The organism is Amycolatopsis acidiphila (assembly GCF_021391495.1).
GTDB lineage: Bacteria > Actinomycetota > Actinomycetes > Mycobacteriales > Pseudonocardiaceae > Amycolatopsis_E > Amycolatopsis_E acidiphila.
In genome coordinates, this window is record NZ_CP090063.1 from 7,256,296 (window position 1) to 7,273,965 (window position 17,670).

The following is a 17,670-nucleotide window of genomic DNA, read 5'->3' on the forward strand; positions in this document are numbered from 1 at the left end:
ACCTCCACCGTGGTCGAGGTGGGACGGTAGCGACATGGACGTTGACGCCTACCTCGCCCGCATCGGCGCCTCCCGGCCCGCGGCCCCGACCGCCGAGGCGCTGGCCGAGCTGCACGAGCGTCACATCAGCACCGTGCCGTTCGAGAACCTGAGCGTGCACCTGCCGGAGCCGATCGTGCTCGACGAGGACGCGCTGGCGGACAAGATCGTCGGGCGCCGCCGCGGCGGGTTCTGCTACGAGCTGAACGGAGCCTTCGCCGCCTTGCTACGGGAGCTGGGCTTCGAGGTCACGCTGCTCTCGGCGCGGGTGTTCGGCGGCGACCGGTTCGGCGCGCCGTTCAACCACCTGGCGCTGCGCGTCGACCTGGAGGAGCCGTGGCTGGCCGACGTCGGGTTCGGCCGGTTCGCCCGCCGCCCGCTGCGGCTGACCGGCTGCGACCCGCAGGCCGACGCCGAGGGCGAGTTCCTGCTGCTCGACGCGCCGGGCGGGGACATCGACGCCCGGCACGGCGGCAAGCCGGCGTACCGGCTGGAGCAGCGGCCGCGAGAGCTGGCGGACTTCGTGCCGACCTGCTGGTGGCAGGCCACCTCACCGGACTCGCACTTCACGAAGAACCTGCTGTGCACCTTGCCGACGCCCGGCGGCCGCGTCACGCTCGCCGACGACCAACTGATCGAGACGGCCGAGGGCAAACGGGTGGAGCGGGTCCTGGCGGGCGCCGAGCTCGTGGACGCCTATCGGGCGTATTTCGGCATCGAGCTGGCGGAGCCGCCCACCGCCCGGTCCTTCACCTGAACGAGGCCCCGTTACCAGGGGAATCCCTGGTAACGGGGCCTCGCCCGTTCCCGAACTGACTGCCGCTCCCACCACGAAGCGGACAAGCCTGAGGTTAGCCTAACCTCAGCAATCCCCGCAAGGGCTGTCGTCAAGATCAGCTGCCGACGCCGGTGGCTGTAGCCTCCGGGGCGTGAAGACGTCGACCGTGCTGGGCATCGTGTTGGCGGTGCTGTTCTCGTTCGCGGGCGTCGCCACCGGGGCGGGCTACCTGTGGACCCGCGTCGACAACGACCGGCCTCCGGTGACGAAGGCGCTCCCCGCGGAGTGGCCGAGCAAGGACGGCAAGGCGTTGCGCCCGGTACCGATGCCGACCGGTGAGATGGTGGCCGCGCTACCGCCGGACACGGCGGGCCAGGTGCTGTGCCAGGCGCTGAGCCAGGAGCGCTGGGAGGCACTGCTCGGCGGCAAGACGCTGCGCGAGGTCCAGGGCGCCGGCTGTCACCTCGTCACCACGACCACGGACGTCACGCTCGCGCTCGACGCGGCCCCAGCGAACCTGCAGGACCCGAGCGACGTCGAGGTCGCGGGTCGGCCGGCCCGGCTCGAGTTCCTGCCGCCGAAGGCGAACACGAGGCTGGACGTGCGGGTGCTGGACGCGCCGGGAACGGACCAGGTCAAGCCGTACCTGCGGGTCGGGCTGAGCGGCAGCGCGCCGGCGCTGGACACACTCGCCGAGTCCATCGCGACGGAGGTCGTCCAGGCGACCACCAAGCCGGGCCCGGCGCTGCCCGCCGCCGCCGAGGACGGCTCGATCCCCGCCCAGCGTCCCGCGCCGGCGGCCATCGCGGACCTGCCGTGGCCGATGATCTCGTGGCAGCTGTGCACGGCGCTGACCGGACGGCTGGGCGGTACGGCACGGCCGTTTGCGGACGGCCGCTGCGCTGCGCACGGCATCGAGGCGGCCTACACGGACGCGGTGACGCCACGGGTCTTCCCCGCGCGGCTCGCGGGCCGCCCGGCGCTGGTCACCGACGACATGGTGGCCGTGAAGCTCACCGACGGCACCGCACAGGAACTGACCTTCACCGGCGGCGGCCGCTCCCTCGAGCCCCTCGCCGAGGCGGTCCTGCCCCGGCTGCTGGCCGGTTAGGGACTGTTTCAGAAGTGACTTGCGGGCAGGTGCGGGTAGCGGAACCCGCGGCGGTGCAAGCTGACGGCGCAGGCGCAAGCGGCTCCGCCGCTTAGAAACACAACCTAGATGACCTAGCCCACCGCTGCCGGAAGGTCAGAGTGCGCGCCGTGACGGGGTCGTCGTCGTGGCGCGGCCGCTCGAGAACAGGACCCGCAGCCCGGCGAGCCGGTATCCCCTCGTCAGTCCGCCCCGGCGGACGAGCACCGCGGCGCAGGCGAGCGCCGCCAGCGCGGAGATCGCACCGCCGATGTAGAACGGCGACCGGCCGCCGAAGGTGTCCGCCATCCAGCCGACCATCGGCCCGCCGACCGGGTTGCCGCCGATCAGCACCAGCACGTAGATGCCCATCACGCGCCCGCGCATCTCCGGGCTGACCGCGGTCTGCACCAGCGAGTTCGCCGTGTTGAGGAACGTGATCGTCGCGAACCCGAGCGGGATCAGCGCGATCCCGAACGCCAGGTACGTCGGCATGAACGCGGCCACGAACTCCATCGCCCCGAGGCCGAACCCGGCCGCCAGCAGCAGCCGCACCCGCGGCCGCCCCTTCACCATGCGCCGCGCGGCCATCAGCGAACCGGTGAAGGTGCCGACCGCGAGCAGCGTGGACAGCAGGCCGTAGCCGTCGGCCTGGGTGCCGAACACGTTGCCGGCCACGATGGCCAGCGACGTGAAGAACGTGATGCCGAACGTGCTGACGAAGAACACCAGCACCATCACGGTCACCAGGTCCGAGCGCCCGCGCACGTAGGCGAGCCCCTCGCGCAGCTGCCCCTTCGCCCGCACGACCACCGGGCCGCGGAAGAGCTTGTCCGGGTTCATCAGCAGCAGACCGGTGATCACCGCGAGCGTGCTGACCGCGTTCGCCAGGAACATCCAGCCCGTACCGACCCAGGTGATCGCGAACCCGGCGATCGCGGGCCCCACGATCCGGGCCATGTTGAACACCGAGGAGTTCAGCGCGACGGCGTTCGGGATCTGCTTGCGCCCCACCATCTCCGCGACGAACGACTGCCGCGCGGGCACGTCGAGCGCGCTGAAGATGCCTAGTACGAAGCACAGCAGATACACCTGCCACAGCGCGACCAGACCGCCGACGTCGAGCAGCCCCAGCACCAGCGCCTGCACTCCGATCCCGCTCTGGATCGCGATGCACAGCTTGCGCTTGTCGACCCGGTCGGCGAGCACGCCCGCCCACAGCGACAGCAGCACCGTCGGGGTGAACTGCAGCGCGACCGCGATGCCCAGCGCGATCGGGTTGTTGCCCGAGAGCGTGAACACCAGCCAGTCCTGCGCAATGCGCTGCATCCAGGTGCCGATGTTGGAGATCACCTGGCCGGAGAAGAACAACCGGTAGTTACGCACCCGTAGCGAAGCGAACATGCTCGGCTTCGGCTTGGGCGGTGCGTCGGCGGGTAGCGCCTGACCCCGGGTAGCTGTCGTCGTCGGATAGGACTTTGCCTGGCTACCCGTGTCTGCCGTCACCGTTACCCGTTCCCCGCCATTCTGTCGATGATCTCGGCGGCCTCGGCGAGCACCTCTCGCTCGTCGCCGCTCAGTTCTGCCAGCTTCCGGTCCAACCACGCCTCGCGCACGGAGATCGTCGCCTCGATGAACGACGTCCCGCTCTCGGTGAGCGTGACGATCGACTGCCGCCCGTCCGTGGGATGCGGTGTGCGCGCGACGAACCCCATGTCCTCGAGCGCCGCGATCACCCGCGTCATCGATGGCGGCTGCACGCCTTCCTTGGCGGCCAGCTTGCCGGGCGTGAGCGCGCCACACTTGTGCAGAGTGGACAGTGCCGCGATCTGCGTCAGCGAGACGTTCTGGTCGGTCCGCTGTGCCCGGAGCTTGCGATTGAGCCTGACGACGGCCAGCCGCAGCCGGCTCGCCAGCACAGGCTCGCGCATATCGGACACATAGTTAGCATACCTTACGATCGACGGGGCTTACGGGTGAAGCTCGTTACTTCAGCGCCGCCTCGATCGGGCCGACGGCGAAGTACGCCACGAACGCGACCGCGATCACCCACATCAGCGGATGCACCCGGCGGATCTTGCCGGTGACCGCCTGGATCACCACGTAGCTGATGAAGCCCGCGCCGATGCCGTTGGCGATCGAGTAGGTGAACGGCATCACCACGATCGTCAGGAACGCCGGCAGCGCGATGGAGAAGTCCGTGAAGTCGATGTCGCGGACCTGCGCGATCATCAGCGCGCCGACCACGACGAGCGCCGGCGCGGCTGCCTCGACGGGCACGGACTCGTACAGCGGGGTGAGGAACATCGCGGCGATGAACAACACGCCGGTGACGACGTTGGCCAGGCCGGTCCGGGCGCCTTCCGCGATACCGGCGGCCGACTCGACGAACACCGTGTTGGAGCTGGCGGAGCCGAAGCCGCCGGCGGCCCCGGCGAGCCCCTCGACGAACAGCGCCCGCCCGACGCGCGGCAGCTGGCCGTCCGGGCCGAGCTGGCCCGCCTCCTTGGCCAGGCCGGTCATGGTGCCCATGGCATCGAAGAAGTCGGCGAGCACGAGGGTGAAGACGAACAGGACCACGGTGATGATCGGCAGCCTGGTCCAGGCGCCGAAGGAAACGTCGCCCACCAGGGACAGGTCCGGCAGGCCGACGACCTTGTCCGGCAGCGCGGGGTAGCCGAGGTTCCAGCCCTTGGGGTTGGTCCCGTTGGAGGGGCCGGCGTGCACGAGGGCCTCGACGACGATCGCCAGCACGGTGGTGGCCAGCACGCCGATCAGGATGCCGCCGCGGACCCGCTTCGCGACCAGGGTGCCGGTCAGCAGCAGGCCGACGACGAAGACGGCCGTCGGCCACGAGGCGATGGAGCCGCCGATGCCGAGCCCGACCGGGACGGTCGTGTTGGCCGCGTCGGGCAGCCTGCGCACGAACCCGGCGTCGACCAGGCCGATGAAGCAGATGAACAGCCCGATCCCGACGGCGATCGAGGATTTCAGCGCGGCGGGGACGGCGTTGAACACGGCGGTGCGGAACCCGGTGAGCACGAGCACCACGATGATCAGGCCCTCGATGACGACCAGTCCCATCGCCTCGGGCCAGCTGACCTGGGGCGCGATGGTGACGGCGACGAGGCTGTTGATGCCAAGGCCGGTGGCGATGGCGAACGGGTACTGCGCGACGAGGCCCATCAGGATGGTCATGACCCCGGCGACGAGCGCGGTGACCGCCGCGACCTGCGGCACGGGCAGGATGTTGCCCAGCACGTCCTTGTGCGCGCCCGCGTCGGTGGGCGAGAAGCTGCCGAGGATCAGCGGGTTGAGGACGACGATGTAGGCCATCGTCACGAAGGTGACCAGGCCGCCGCGGACCTCCCGGCCGGTCGTCGAGCCGCGTTCACTGATCTTGAAGAAGCGGTCGAGGCCCGACCTTGTGCCCTGCTCGGTCATGCTGTGTCCCTTTGTGGTGCTTGGTGCCGCAGTGGTGCTCGAGGAGAACTCGCCGGTAGCCTTCCTGACGTGACCGACCCGATCAACGGTGGGAATGTTAAAGGCTCGTTACGCCCGGTGCCGGAGTTGCCCACGCAACTGACCGCGCTCTCCCCCATCGTCGTGGTCGGCACTCTCGCCTGGCTCGCCGGGTTCGTCGTGTTCGCGATCCGGGACTTCGGCGGCGGGCGGACGCCGAGTGTGTGGCTGTGGACCTGCCTGGCGGGGGTCGTGATCAGCCTCATCGGGATGGGGATCATGGCCTGGCAGCGCGCCGCCGGCCGCCGCGGCTCGCGGTCCGCGCAGACGGGGCTCTGAGGGGTCGCTTCACCCACACGCGTCTCACGCCAGGAGCGTCAGCGGGTCGGGGTCGTCGAGCAGGGCCGTGATGAGGTGCCGGTCCGCCCAGTGGCCGGATGCCCACGCGAACGCGCGCGCCAGGCCTGCCGGGCTGTCCTCCGCGTGATGTTCCCCGTGAAACCCACCACTTTCGACCCACCACGGCGCGGTGCGCTTGACTCCGTCGACCTCCACGGTCAACTCCTCGTGCACCACGACCCCGCCCTCGGGGAACGGGATGTCCAGCAGCTCCGCCACCAACCGGACCGCCGTCAGCTCGGACCACCGCAGGAACTCGCCCTCGGGCAGGCGCGCCGAGACGAGCTCGCTCAGCACGGGCACGTCCAACAGCTCGGCAAGCCGCTCCGGGGCCGCCGCGGCCACCAGCCGCCCCGCCGGCCAGACCGCCGCGAGCCACGGCAGGTCGAGCACCGCCGCCTGTTCGGCAGCCACCACCGAGCCGTCCACCGCACGCACCCGCGCCGGCGGGTCCAGCTGCGACCAGTCCAGGTCCACCGCGGCCAGCGCGGCGTACGCCCGCGAGATCAAGCCAGCCGCGACCACCCGATCGGGATCACCGAGGCGGTCCAGCAAGTCAGCCGCGTCATCGAGATCGGCCACCGCGAGCTCGGCCCGGACGCCCGCGAGCGTGAGCACCTCCGGCCCGAGCCCGACATCCGGCACCGGGTCGTACAGCCCGGCGAGCCCCTCGGCCTCCGGCAGCCGCCACTCCTCCGGCGCCCGCCCGGCCAGCACCGCGTTCCGCGCGATCCACTCGCCCGACGGGCCGGACAGCGCGTGCCAGGTCTCCCGTTCCCCCGCCAGCAACCGCAGCGCCTGCGGCCACGCGTCGTCCGCGACGAGGTCCAGGTCGCGGATCCCGTCCTCCGTCACGACGAACCCGTCGAGCACGCCGACCGCGGTCAGCGCACCCGGCGCCCAGTCCTCGGCGAAGTCGTTGTCCAGCACGGAAAGTGCCCCGTCCGCACCGAGCGCCTCCGGATCGAACACGGCCAGCAACGGCGACGTCGGTAGCACGAGCTCGTCCGCGCGCCGCCAGCCGTCCCGTGACGGCAGGGCGAGCGCGCCCAGCCCTTCGACCGGGTTGTCCGAAACCAGGCGCAGCACGGCATCCGCGAGCGGTCGCACGTCCAAACCGGACAGTCCATCTTCGACGCTGCGCTCGATCGCCTCACGCAGGGAGGGCGCCTCGAGCAGGTCCGCCGAGTCGGCCTGTTTCGCGCCCAGCCGCTCGAGCAGCGGATGCGCCGCATCCGGATGCACCAGTCGCAGCCCGACGACCTCGGCGTCGGCGAGCAGGTCCAGCAGGTCGTCGGCCGCGCCGAACAGGAAAGCCCCGCGCGGACCCGGCAACGTGCGCCCGTCCGCGAGCGGGACAGGCAGCGCGCCCAGGTCGTCGTAGGACACGGAATGCGCTTCCAGCAACGGCAGAAGCGCGTCGTACAGCGAATGCCACCACGCCGGCGGCCGCTCCAGCCCGGTCAGGATCTCGACCAGCTCCGCCACGTCGAGCGGCTCGGCGTCCACGGTCGCGAGCACCCGCGCGACCTCCGGCCCGGACAGCGACACCAACCGGGGCACGATCTCGCCCAGCAGTCCGGTCAGCTCCGGCGACTCGACGTTCAGCACGCGGGCACCCGAGCCCGCCAGCTCCGAGACACCCGGCAGCCACGCCTGCCCGGCCAGCTGCCGCAGCACGGCCTCCCGCAGCTGACCGTCCAGTTCGGACAGCGGGAAGCCTGCCTTCGGCACCATCGTCACGCGGTGTTCCGGGGCGAGCTTCCGCACCAGCGCGGGGTACGAACGCGCGAGCCCGGACAGGTCGGTACCGGGCAGCACCCGCCGCCGCGACGGCTCCATCGGCACCGAGGCGATCAACCGCGCGGGCAGCGAAAGGCGCTCGTCAGTCGGCGTCGGCGCGTGCAGGACGTCGTCCTCCAGCGGCACGGGGCCGTCGTCGACCGGCACCGCCCACAGCCCGTCCGGCGCCTCCTGCGTCAGCCACCGGCGCACGGTGCCGTCCGGTGCCGCGATCTGCACGGTCGAGTCCACAGCAGACCGTTGCCACACCGAGCCCTCGACCTCGAACCGGGTCAGCCCGGGCAGGGAGAGCAACAAGTCCTCGGCCTCAGCCTCGGCCCGTGCCAGCAGCCCGGCCGGATCCACCCCGTCCCGCAACGGCAGCCGGACCTCGGTGTCGAAGCCCGCCGGTACCTCTTCCCCGGCAGGCCAAGGCAACCGCAGCACCGGAACCTCGTCCTGAGAAACCGCTTCCCGGGTGCGGGCCTCGGAAAAGGCAACGCCACCGGTGCGCGAGAGCACCCTCGGCTCGGAGCTGACCGCCAGCACCGCGGCGAACCCGACGCCGAACTGGCCGACCAAGCCCTCCTTGGCCGACGCGCGCAGCGACGACAGCGACGCCACTCCGCGGGCGTCGAGCGGCGCGCCGGTGTTGGCCACTCGCAGCTCACCATCCACAACGGACACACGCAGGGTGCCGGGGATGCCTGCGGCCACGGCCGCGTCGGCCGCGTTCTGCGCGAGCTCGACGAACAGCCTGTCCCGGTACGCGCCGACCCGCAGGTCACGCTCGGCGTTGGTGTCCTCGAGCAGGCGGGTGGGCGAGTCGGACCACGCACGCAGCACCGAGGCCCGCAGCTCCTCGGTGCCGAACGGGTCAGTGCTCGGCAGGCTCACTGCGCACTGCGGGGCACCCGCACCCGGTCGGCCTCGATGAGCGGGCTTCGCCGATTCTCACTCATCAGTCCTCCGAAGACGGTTCCATGTCCAGCAGCGAGTCGTCGTAGACCAGCTCGGCGACCGGCACCGACGAGGTCGCCTCGACCTCGACCTCGGAGTGCGCGCCGCAGCCGTACTCGGCGTTCACGACATGCCCGTCCGCAGGGGACATCTCGTTGCCGCACACCCCGAACGCGGCCCGCAGCGACCCGGCCAGCGGGAGGTAGAAGGCACAGGTCCCGCAGGTCGCGGGCGCGCTGCGCGCCATGTCCGACCGCGGCCCGAACTCGCCCGAGCGCCACCGCGACGCGGCGTCCAGCCGGCCGTAGCGCGACATCACGTGCACCCGGCCGAGCCCGGCCTCGTGCGCGACCTCCTCGACCGCCGGGTCGTCGGACTGCAGGTACGCCGGCACCAGGCGCGGGTCGTCGTCGTCGGTCGGGAAGACGTCGCCGACGCCGAGGTCGCCGGGGCGGACCCGGCGCTCCCACGGCACCCACGTGGGCGCGACCAGCGCGTCCTCGCCAGGGCTCAGCACGACCTCGCTGACGGTCACCGGCGTGTCCGGGCCCGCCATCGCGACGGTCACCGACCAGCACCAGCCGCCGTAGCCGGGCACGGCCGCTTCGAAGAGGTGGCTCGCCGACACGGCGTCCTCGCGGTGGACGCCGACGTGCGCGCCGACCTGCTCCGCCCCGGCCTCGGCGACCGCGGCATCGCGCGCGAGCTCGACGGCGTCGTTGAGGGCCCGCTGGACGGAGCCGTCGTCCAAGGTGAGCAGGAGGGTCATGGAGCCATTGTGCAGCGGCGGATTCAGCTACGTCATGTCAGGGTAAGGCCGTGCGCATCCTGGTCTCGATCTCACTCGCGCTGGTCGCGGCGCTGGCGGCCTGCGCCGCGAGCACTCCGCAAGCGGACGACTCCGTTCCGCGACTACGGGTGCAGGTGCTCGCCACGCTTCCGCACGACACGTCCGCGTTCACCGAGGGCCTGGAACTGGACGACGGCCTGCTCTACGAGGGCACCGGGCTGGTCGGGAAATCCGAGGTGCGGGCCGGGCTGCCGGGCCGGCCGCCGACCGTCCGGGCGACGCTGCCGGGCCCGTTGTTCGGCGAGGGCATCACCGTCGTCGGGTCCCGGTTGTGGCAGCTGACCTGGCAGAACGGCATCGCGATCGAACGCGACGCGCATACGCTCGCCGAACTGCGCCAGGTCGCCTACCAGGGTGAGGGCTGGGGGCTGTGCCACCAGCAGGACCGGCTCGTGATGAGCAACGGCTCGGACCAGCTCACCTTCCGCGACCCGGCGACCTTCGCCTCGCTGGGCACGGTGGCGGTCCATGCGGGCAGCCAGACGTTCGACCAGCTCAACGAGCTGGAGTGCGTCGGCGACAGCGTCTACGCGAACGTCTGGCAGACCGACACGATCCTGCGGATCGATCCGGCGAACGGCGAGGTCACCGGCTTGATCGACGCCGCCGGGCTGCTCACCGACGCCCAGCGGCAGCAGGCGGACGTGCTCAACGGCATCGCCGCGATCCCCGGCACCGACGAGTTCTTGATCACCGGCAAGCTCTGGCCCGAGCTGTTCCGGGTGAAATTCGTCGGACCCGCCTGATCGACCGGCGCATCCACCTGCTGATGAGGCAAGATTGATGTGTGGGGCGCAAACGGAAATGGACGCCGGAACCCGGTTCCGGACAGAGCTGGCGGCCGTCCACGTACACCCGCGCCACCCCGACGGCCGACGAAGCGCCCACGGGCGCGGTCCACTCGGCGGCTCCGCCGCGCAGCTCGGCCGCCCCACCCCGTGGCTCGTCGGTCCCGCCGCGCGGCGCCCGGGCCTACCCGCCGCGGCCGGGCGAGGCGCCGCCCCGGCGTACCGAGCCCCTGTACGAGCACTACAACACCGACGGATACCCGGACGCCTCGCGCCCCGAGGAACCGCCGCAGGAGCACCGCACCGAGGCCACCGCCGGCGCCATGCCGCGGATGCCGAAGAAGATCACCGTCACCCGGGTCGCCGCGATGCGCAGCCGGGAGCTGGGCGGCAAGGCGGTCGGTGCGTTCCAGCGCGCGGCGAAGGCCGACGGCGCGGACAAGTCCGGGCTGACCTCGCTGACGTACGCGACGATGCTCAACTACGCCAGCGACGCGACCATGGCCGTCGCGCTGGCGAACACGCTGTTCTTCGCCGCCACGAGCGGGGAGAGCAAGGGCCGCGTCGCGCTGTACCTGCTCATCACCATCGCCCCGTTCGCGCTGGTCGCCCCGGTGATCGGCCCGGCACTGGACCGCATCCAGCGCGGCCGGCGGCTCGCGATGTGCTTGTCCTCGGTCGGGCAGGGCCTGATGGCCGCACTGATGGCGCTGAACTTCGACAACTGGGGCCTGTACCCGGCGGCGCTCGGCATGATGGTGCTGTCGAAGTCCTTCACCGTGCTCAAGTCGGCCGTCACGCCGAGGGTCGTGCCACGCGGGGTGACGCTGTCCAAGACGAACGCGCGGCTCACGGTGTTCGGGCTGGCCGCGGGCGGCGTGTTCGGCGCGGTCGCCAGCGGGGTCAACTCGCTGTTCGGCTCGGCGGGCGCGCTCTGGTTCACCGGGCTGATCTGCCTCGCGGCCGCCGTGCAGTCGATGCGGATCCCGTCCTGGGTCGAGGCCACCGAGGGCGAGGTGCCCGCGTCGCTCAAGGCCCATCCGGGCAAGAAGAAGAAGCGCCAGCCACTCGGCAGCGACGTCGTGGTCTCCTTGTGGGGCAACGGTTCCGTGCGGGTGCTCACCGGCTTCCTGATGATGTTCGCGGCGTTCGCGGTCAAGGCGCACGCGGAACAGAACGGGCAGAGCCCGTTCACCCAGCTGCTGCTGCTCGGCATCATCGGTGCGGCCGCGGGGGCCGGCGGGTTCGTCGGAAACGCGCTCGGCTCACGGCTGCAGTTCGGCCATCCGACGCAGGTGGTCCTCGGCAGCGCGGCCGCCGCGCTCGCCTCGACGGTGCTCGCGGCGGTGTTCGCGGGGATCGCGACGGCCGCGATCGTCGGTCTCGTCGGCGCCACCGCCAGCGCGCTCGCGAAGATCAGCCTCGACGCGGCGATCCAGGCCGACCTGCCCGAGGAGTCGCGGGCCTCGGCGTTCGGCCGGTCGGAGACCGTGCTGCAGCTGGCCTGGTGCTTCGGTGGCGCGGTCGGCCTGCTGCTGCCGCCCACGTACTGGATCGGGTTCCTGGTCGTCTCGCTGCTGCTGGGCCTCGGCCTGACGCAGACGTTCCTGATGCAGCGCGGCGGTTCGCTGCTGCCGTTCCTCGGCTCGAAGCGCCCCCGGCACCCGGCCCGCACGGTCGCCTGACTACGCCAGGGGGGCGCCGTGCCTGCCGTCGGATCGGTACCGGTCGACGCAGTAGGGTTTTGCCCATGCGGCGTAGTCGGTTGTTCGGACTGTTGGCGGCGGGTGCACTGGCACTGACGGGATGCTCGGCGACGGTCGGCCCGCCGGAGGTCACCTTCTACGGCGACGGGCACACGGTGGACACCGGCCCGGCTGTGCACTGCGACACACTGGTCCGCGACTGTGACAAGCATCCCGAGGACATCGCGACCCTCAAGGTGCGCAAGGGCATGCCGGTGCAGATCTCCGTGCCGTCGGAGGTCAGCGACACACCGTGGCTGGTCAACGTCGAGTACGCCGACGCGAACGGGAAGTCGCAGATCAAGCAGCAGTTCTTCGCGCCGGGCAGCACACTGGCCTACACCGCGACGCCGGGCGGCGCCGACAACCAGCTCGTGGTGGTCGAGGTGCAGCAGATCGGCGCGGCCTACGCGGCCGACCAGGCGGGCAACCCGATCCTCGACGAGAACGGCAACCCGCAGCTGGTCGCCCGCGCCTACTGGTCCCTGCAGATCCAGCCGCAGTGACACCCGGGAGCGGTTGCCCCGCAGCGGATCACGGGTCGAGGTCGCGCGCCACGGCGCGCATGACCTCGGCGATCCGCTTGATGTTCTTGCGGTCCGGGTAACGGCCGCGGCGGAGGTCAGGCTGGACCTTCGTCTCGAGGAGCTTGATCATGTCCTCGATGAGGCCGTGCAGCTCCTCGGCGGGCCGGCGGCGCGCTTCCGCCACCGAGGGCAGCGAGTCGATCAGCCGGACGGAGAGCGCCTGCGGCCCGCGCCTGCCGTCGGCCACGCCGAACTCGAGTCGCTGACCCGCCTTGAGTGCCTCTACCCCCTGGGGTAGCGCGGTCTTGCGGATGTAGACGTCCTCGCCACCGTCCTGCGTGACGAACCCGAATCCCTTCTCCGCGTCGTACCACTTGACCTTGCCGGTCGGCACTGCCCTCACCGTTCCTTCGCTCTGCTTCGTAAGCTCGTCCCGCACGACGAACGCGCCCCGGGGCGTACCCAGGACGCGTATCGACCAGCCTATCCCCCCGGCCACCTTGGGGAGAAGTAGATAGCACGTTCAGTATCCGGCCGGACACCCGAATCGGTCCTCCTCCGCGAAAGCCGCCGCACATCGCACTCGCCCCGCACGGTCCTTTAGCCTTCTACCCATGAACGACACCGCGAACCCCACCCAACGCAAACCCTGGCTGATGCGGGTGGGAATCGGCGTGTTCGCCGTCGGCGTACTCGCCGTGCTGGTCGTGTTCATCCTGTTCGCGGCCGGGCTGCACGACCTGCCGCTGTGGCTGAGCCTGGCCGCCGGGGTCGCGACCCCGCTGGGGATCCTGCTCGGGTTCATCGCACTGGTTCTGGAGCACCGAAAGCGCTGAACCACCCCGGGAACTCCTCGAGGCTGTCGAAAATCACCTCCGCGCCCTCGGCGGCGAGCTCCGCCCGGCTGCACGGCCCGGTGGTCACGCCGATCGGCGTCACACCCGCGGCGAGCGCGCCGCGCACGTCACCGAGGTGGTCGCCGGCGTAGGCCTTCGCGCCGTGCTCGCGCAGCGCCACGGCCTTGCCCGTGGCCCACAGCTCGCCGACCAGCACGTCGACCTCGAGGCCCAGCGCCTTGATGTGCTTGTCCGCGTTGGGCCCGTACTTTCCCGTCACCACAACGATCCGGCCACCCGCCCGGCGCACGGCCTCGAGCGCGGCGTGCGCGCCCGGCAGTGCGATGGTCGCCGGGACGACGATCTCCGGGTACAGCTCGCGGAACCGTGCGACCAGGCCGGGGATCCGCTCGGCGGGAGCGCCGAAGTCCCGCAGCACCATGTCGAGCGGCGGGCCGAGGTTGCTCGCGAAGTGCTCGCCGTCCAGCGGCAGCCCCGCCTCCTCACCGAGCGCGTTCATCACCGCGACCATCCCGGGTCGCGGGTCGATCAGCGTCATGTCCAGATCGAAGCCCACGGTCGTGCCCACAGATTCAACCGTAGCTTGCTTTACAACGTGACCGTTCGGGTCAAGCTGGTTGACATTTCGGGAATGCATGTCAAGCTGGTCCTGTGTCGGAGATCACCTCGTCCTTCACCGAGCGCACCAAGGCCTCGCTGCGGGAGACCCTCCTCGAGGCCGCGACCGGGCTGCTCGCCGAGCAGGGCCACGCCGGGCTGCGGATGGCCGATGTCGCCGCGGCGGCAGGCGTGAGCAGGCAGACCGTCTACAACGAGTTCGGCAACAAGACGGCACTGGTCGAGGCCGTCGCGTTGCGCACGACCGCAGAGTTCCTCGAGGGCATCCGGACCCGGTTCGAGTCGGCGCCGGACCTGCTCACCGGAATCCACCGCGCGGTCGTGCACACGATCGAGCACGGCCGCGAGAACAAGCTCGTCGCCGCCGCACTGGGCACCCAGGCCGGCGAGGACCTGCTGCCACTGCTCACCACCAAGGGCGAACCGGTGCTCTCGGCCGCGACCGAGCTGGCCGCCGCGCAGTACCGGGAGTTCGTGCCCACCCTCGACGAGCCGACCGCGGAGCTGCTCGCCGAGACCGTCACCAGGCTGGTGCTGAGCCATCTCGTGCTGCCCACCCACTCCGCGACCGAGGCGGCCGACATGGTCTGCACCGCGCTCGCCCCCGCCATCGCCCACCATTTGTCCACAATGGAGTGAGAGATGACCGATACCCTGTCGCCACACCGCACCGGCTTCACCTCCCTGCGCCGGGGCGGGCTCAACTGGGACGCGTTCCCGTTGCGGCTGTTCGTCAAGGGCAACAAGAAGTTCTGGAACCCGGCCGACATCGACTTCAGCAAGGACCGGGCGGACTGGGAGACCCTGACCGACGAGGAGCGCCGCTCGGCGACGTACCTGTGCGCGCAGTTCATCGCCGGCGAGGAGGCGGTGACCGAGGACATCCAGCCGTTCATGAAGGCGATGGCCACCGAGGGCCGGTTCGGCGACGAGATGTACCTGACCCAGTTCTGCTTCGAGGAGGCCAAGCACACCGAGGTCTTCCGCCGGTGGATGGACGCGGTCGGGCTCACCGAGGACCTCACGTCGTTCGTGTCGGAGAACCCGCACTACCGCAAGCTGTTCTACGAGGAGCTGCCGGAGTCGCTGGGCATCCTGGCCAATGATCCCAGCCCGCTCAACCAGGTCCGGGCGAGCGTCACCTACAACCACGTGATCGAGGGCAGCCTCGCGCTCACCGGGTACTACGCGTGGCAGAAGGTGTGCACCCAGCGCGGGATCCTGCCCGGCATGCAGCAGCTGGTGAAGCACATCGGCGACGACGAGCGCAGGCACATGGCGTGGGGCACCTTCACCTGCCGCCGGCACATCGCCGCCGACGACTCCCTGTGGGACGCCGTCCAGCAGCGCATGGGCGAGCTGCTGCCGCACGCGCTGGGCATGATCCAGTGGGTGCAGGACCAGTTCGAAGAGCCGCGCCCGTTCGACAACGACCCGCAGGAGTTCATCACCTACGCGGCCGACCGGGCACAGCGGCGGCTGGGCGCCATCGAGTCCGCACGCGGGGTGCCGGTCGCGCAGATCGACCTCGACTACTCACCCGAGCAGCTCGAGGAGACCTTCGGCGAGGAGGACGCGAAGGCGTTCGCCGAGATCGTCGCCTGAACCCGGGCGGCCGCCCGCAACGGCGCGGGCGGCCGCTCAGCCCTGTGACTGGCCGATGTCCACCAGCCACTGCACGCCGAACCGGTCGACGCACATGCCGAACTCGTCGCCCCACATCTGCTTCTCCAGCTGCGTGAGCACGGACCCGCCCTCGGACAGCCTGCTCCAGTAGCCGCGCAGCTCGTCCGCGTCGTCGCCGCTGAGGCTGATCGAAATGGTGGTGCCCGGCCGGTACTCCATGCTCGGCGGCAGGTCCGAGCCCATGAGGGTGAACCCGCCGGGGGTTTCGAGCCGGCTGTGCATGATCTTGTCGGCGAGGGCCTCGTCCGGCGCGCCGAACTCGCCGAAGGTGCTCATGTCCAGCCTGCCGCCGAACACGTCGCGGTAGAACTCCATCGCCTCCCGCGCGTCGCCCGCGAAGCTGAGGTAGGGGTTGAGCCGAGATGTCATCGGAACCTCCTGGGTCGTCCTCTCACGCGTGCCGGGTGGCGGCAACCGACTCCAGGCCCAGCAGGCTCACGGCTTGCTGCCGCATCTCGACCTTGCGGATCTTGCCCGTGACGGTCATCGGGAACTCGTCCACGATGTGCACGTAGCGCGGGATCTTGTAGTGGGCGAGCTTGCCGGTGCAGAACTCGCGCACGGACTCGGCCGTCAGCGGGGCGGCGCCCTCGCGCATCCGGACCCAGGCCATCAGCTCCTCGCCGTAGCGCTCGTCCGGCACGCCGATGACCTGGGCATCGAGGATGTCCGGGTGGGTGTAGAGGAACTCCTCGATCTCCCGCGGGTAGACGTTCTCGCCGCCGCGGATGACCATGTCCTTGATCCGGCCGGTGATGTTGAGGTAACCCTCGTCGTCCATGATCGCCAGGTCGCCGGTGTGCATCCAGCGCGCCTTGTCGATCGCCCCTGTGTCGTTGAAGCCGGTCTTGGCGGTCTCATCCCAGTACCCGAGCATCACCGAGTACCCACGAGTGCACAGCTCGCCCGGCTCGCCGCGCGGCACGGTCAGCCCCGTCTCCGGGTCGACGACCTTGACCTCCAGGTGCGGCCCGACCCGGCCCACGGTGGACACCCGGCGCTCGATCGAGTCGTCCGCGCGGGTCTGTGTGGACACCGGCGAGGTCTCGGTCATGCCGTAGCAGATCGACACCTCCGCCATGCCCATCCGCTCGATGACCTGCTTCATCACCTCGACCGGGCAGGGCGAGCCTGCCATGATCCCGGTGCGCAGGCTGGACAGGTCGTAGGACTCGAAGTCGTGCTCGGCCAGTTCGGCGATGAACATCGTCGGCACCCCGTACAGCGAGGTGCACCGCTCGGCCTGCACCGCTTCGAGGGTGGCCGTCGGGTCGAACGCGGGCGCGGGGATGACCATGCACGCGCCGTGGCTGGTCGCCGCGAGGTTGCCCATCACCATGCCGAAGCAGTGGTAGAAGGGCACCGGGATGCAGATCCGGTCCGCCTCGGTGTAGTTGCACAGTTCGCCGACGAAGAAGCCGTTGTTGAGGATGTTGTGGTGCGAGAGGGTCGCGCCCTTGGGGAAACCGGTCGTGCCCGAGGTGTACTGGATGTTGATCGGGTCGTCGGCCGAGAGCCGGATCTCACCCAGCACCGCTCGGTCGCCGCGCTTTCCGTTCTCCAGCAAGGAGTTCCACAGCTCGCCACCGATGAGCGCGACGTGCTGCAGCCGCCCGCAACGGGGGCGGACCTCCTCGATCATGCCCGCGTAGTCTGAGGTCTTGAACTTCTCGGCCGCCACCAGCAGCCGGATCCCGGCCTGGTTCAGCACGAACTCCAGCTCGTGGGAGCGGTAGGCCGGGTTGATGTTGACCAGGATCGCGCCGATCTTCGCGGTCGCGTACTGGGTGAACGTCCACTCGGCACAGTTGGGCGCCCAGATGCCGACCCGGTCTCCCTTGCCGATGCCCAGTTCGAGCAGTCCCAGTGCGAGCGCGTCGACGTCGGCGGCCAGCTCGGCGTACGTCCAGCGGCGGCCGACGGCGCTGTCGACGAGTGCGTCCCGGTCACCGAATGCCTGCACGGTCCGGTCGAAATTGTCGCCGATCGTGTCGCCCAGCATGGGGACGTCGGAGGTTCCCGAGGAGTAGCTCGGCACAGCAGGCATGGT

The 17,670-nt window shown here is 70.6% G+C and carries 18 protein-coding genes; 9 read left to right on the forward strand and 9 right to left on the reverse strand.

Annotated elements, in window-relative coordinates; genetic code table 11:
• The first annotated feature begins 34 nt into the window (after positions 1-34).
• Together LWP59_RS35475 and LWP59_RS35480 are read left to right on the forward strand one after the other, a co-directional pair.
• The gene (locus LWP59_RS35475; protein WP_144634811.1) at positions 35-796 is read left to right on the forward strand and encodes an arylamine N-acetyltransferase family protein; all 762 of its coding nucleotides are present in this window, start codon (positions 35-37) and stop codon (positions 794-796) included.
• Positions 797-968: 172 nt separating this feature from the next.
• Positions 969-1,928 (forward strand): hypothetical protein, encoded by a 960-nt coding sequence (locus tag LWP59_RS35480; RefSeq protein ID WP_144634808.1) that lies wholly within the window; start codon positions 969-971, stop codon positions 1,926-1,928.
• Positions 1,929-2,063: 135 nt separating this feature from the next.
• On the opposite strand, the gene LWP59_RS35485 is transcribed toward LWP59_RS35480, so the two are convergent.
• The 3 genes from LWP59_RS35485 to LWP59_RS35495 all read right to left on the reverse strand — a co-directional run bounded on the left by LWP59_RS35485 (position 2,064) and on the right by LWP59_RS35495 (position 5,390).
• Positions 2,064-3,350: an MFS transporter gene (locus LWP59_RS35485; RefSeq protein WP_144635147.1), complete on the reverse strand. Its 1,287-nt coding sequence runs from the start codon at positions 3,348-3,350 to the stop codon at positions 2,064-2,066.
• A 104-nt stretch (positions 3,351-3,454) separates the two neighbouring features.
• Complete coding sequence (locus tag LWP59_RS35490) at positions 3,455-3,877, reverse strand: MarR family winged helix-turn-helix transcriptional regulator (protein WP_144634805.1); 423 nt, start codon at positions 3,875-3,877, stop codon at positions 3,455-3,457.
• Between the two features lie 55 nt (positions 3,878-3,932).
• On the reverse strand, positions 3,933-5,390 hold the full coding sequence (locus LWP59_RS35495) for an NCS2 family permease (protein WP_144634802.1): 1,458 nt from the start codon (positions 5,388-5,390) through the stop codon (positions 3,933-3,935).
• A 117-nt stretch (positions 5,391-5,507) separates the two neighbouring features.
• On the opposite strand from LWP59_RS35495, the gene LWP59_RS35500 reads away from it, so the two are divergent.
• Positions 5,508-5,747, forward strand: a complete 240-nt coding sequence (locus LWP59_RS35500) for a DUF2530 domain-containing protein (protein WP_144634799.1) — start codon at positions 5,508-5,510, stop codon at positions 5,745-5,747.
• Between the two features lie 24 nt (positions 5,748-5,771).
• Here LWP59_RS35500 and LWP59_RS35505 read toward each other — a convergent pair whose 3' ends face one another.
• Both LWP59_RS35505 and LWP59_RS35510 read right to left on the reverse strand, forming a co-directional pair.
• The gene (locus tag LWP59_RS35505) at positions 5,772-8,486 is read right to left on the reverse strand and encodes a sacsin N-terminal ATP-binding-like domain-containing protein (RefSeq protein ID WP_144634797.1); all 2,715 of its coding nucleotides are present in this window, start codon (positions 8,484-8,486) and stop codon (positions 5,772-5,774) included.
• Between the two features lie 64 nt (positions 8,487-8,550).
• Entirely contained in the window at positions 8,551-9,318 is a 768-nt protein-coding gene (locus LWP59_RS35510; RefSeq protein WP_144634794.1) for a DUF3027 domain-containing protein, read from the reverse strand.
• A 50-nt stretch (positions 9,319-9,368) separates the two neighbouring features.
• Between LWP59_RS35510 and LWP59_RS35515 the strand changes: the two genes are divergently transcribed.
• The 3 genes from LWP59_RS35515 (at position 9,369) to LWP59_RS35525 (ending at position 12,438) form a co-directional block, all read left to right on the forward strand.
• A complete protein-coding gene (locus LWP59_RS35515; RefSeq protein ID WP_144634791.1) occupies positions 9,369-10,145 on the forward strand; it encodes a glutaminyl-peptide cyclotransferase in 777 nt (258 codons plus the stop codon).
• Between the two features lie 41 nt (positions 10,146-10,186).
• A complete protein-coding gene (locus LWP59_RS35520) occupies positions 10,187-11,872 on the forward strand; it encodes an MFS transporter (RefSeq protein ID WP_144634789.1) in 1,686 nt (561 codons plus the stop codon).
• 65 nt (positions 11,873-11,937) lie between these two features.
• On the forward strand, positions 11,938-12,438 hold the full coding sequence (locus LWP59_RS35525; protein WP_144634787.1) for a DUF2771 family protein: 501 nt from the start codon (positions 11,938-11,940) through the stop codon (positions 12,436-12,438).
• 28 nt (positions 12,439-12,466) lie between these two features.
• Here LWP59_RS35525 and LWP59_RS35530 read toward each other — a convergent pair whose 3' ends face one another.
• Positions 12,467-12,853 (reverse strand): cold-shock protein, encoded by a 387-nt coding sequence (locus tag LWP59_RS35530; protein ID WP_144635145.1) that lies wholly within the window; start codon positions 12,851-12,853, stop codon positions 12,467-12,469.
• Positions 12,854-13,073: 220 nt separating this feature from the next.
• On the opposite strand from LWP59_RS35530, the gene LWP59_RS35535 reads away from it, so the two are divergent.
• Positions 13,074-13,295, forward strand: coding sequence for a hypothetical protein (locus LWP59_RS35535; protein ID WP_144634784.1), 222 nt, complete (start codon positions 13,074-13,076; stop codon positions 13,293-13,295).
• On the opposite strand, the gene LWP59_RS35540 is transcribed toward LWP59_RS35535, so the two are convergent.
• Positions 13,261-13,884, reverse strand: coding sequence for an HAD family hydrolase (locus tag LWP59_RS35540; RefSeq protein ID WP_144634782.1), 624 nt, complete (start codon positions 13,882-13,884; stop codon positions 13,261-13,263). The two genes, LWP59_RS35535 and LWP59_RS35540, sit on opposite strands and share 35 nt — an antisense overlap.
• An 83-nt stretch (positions 13,885-13,967) precedes the next feature.
• Here LWP59_RS35540 and LWP59_RS35545 point away from each other — a divergent pair, with 83 nt between their 5' ends.
• Together LWP59_RS35545 and LWP59_RS35550 are read left to right on the forward strand one after the other, a co-directional pair.
• The gene (locus LWP59_RS35545; protein ID WP_144634779.1) at positions 13,968-14,573 is read left to right on the forward strand and encodes a TetR/AcrR family transcriptional regulator; all 606 of its coding nucleotides are present in this window, start codon (positions 13,968-13,970) and stop codon (positions 14,571-14,573) included.
• 3 nt (positions 14,574-14,576) lie between these two features.
• Positions 14,577-15,539 carry a R2-like ligand-binding oxidase gene (locus LWP59_RS35550; RefSeq protein WP_144634776.1) on the forward strand — a complete coding sequence of 321 codons (963 nt, stop codon included), beginning with the start codon at positions 14,577-14,579 and terminating at the stop codon, positions 15,537-15,539.
• Between the two features lie 36 nt (positions 15,540-15,575).
• Here the strand turns inward: LWP59_RS35550 and LWP59_RS35555 are convergent, their stop codons facing one another.
• Positions 15,576-15,989, reverse strand: a complete 414-nt coding sequence (locus LWP59_RS35555) for a VOC family protein (protein WP_144634773.1) — start codon at positions 15,987-15,989, stop codon at positions 15,576-15,578.
• 22 nt (positions 15,990-16,011) lie between these two features.
• The gene (locus LWP59_RS35560; RefSeq protein ID WP_144634770.1) at positions 16,012-17,667 is read right to left on the reverse strand and encodes an AMP-binding protein; all 1,656 of its coding nucleotides are present in this window, start codon (positions 17,665-17,667) and stop codon (positions 16,012-16,014) included.
• Between the last annotated feature and the right edge of the window lie 3 nt (positions 17,668-17,670).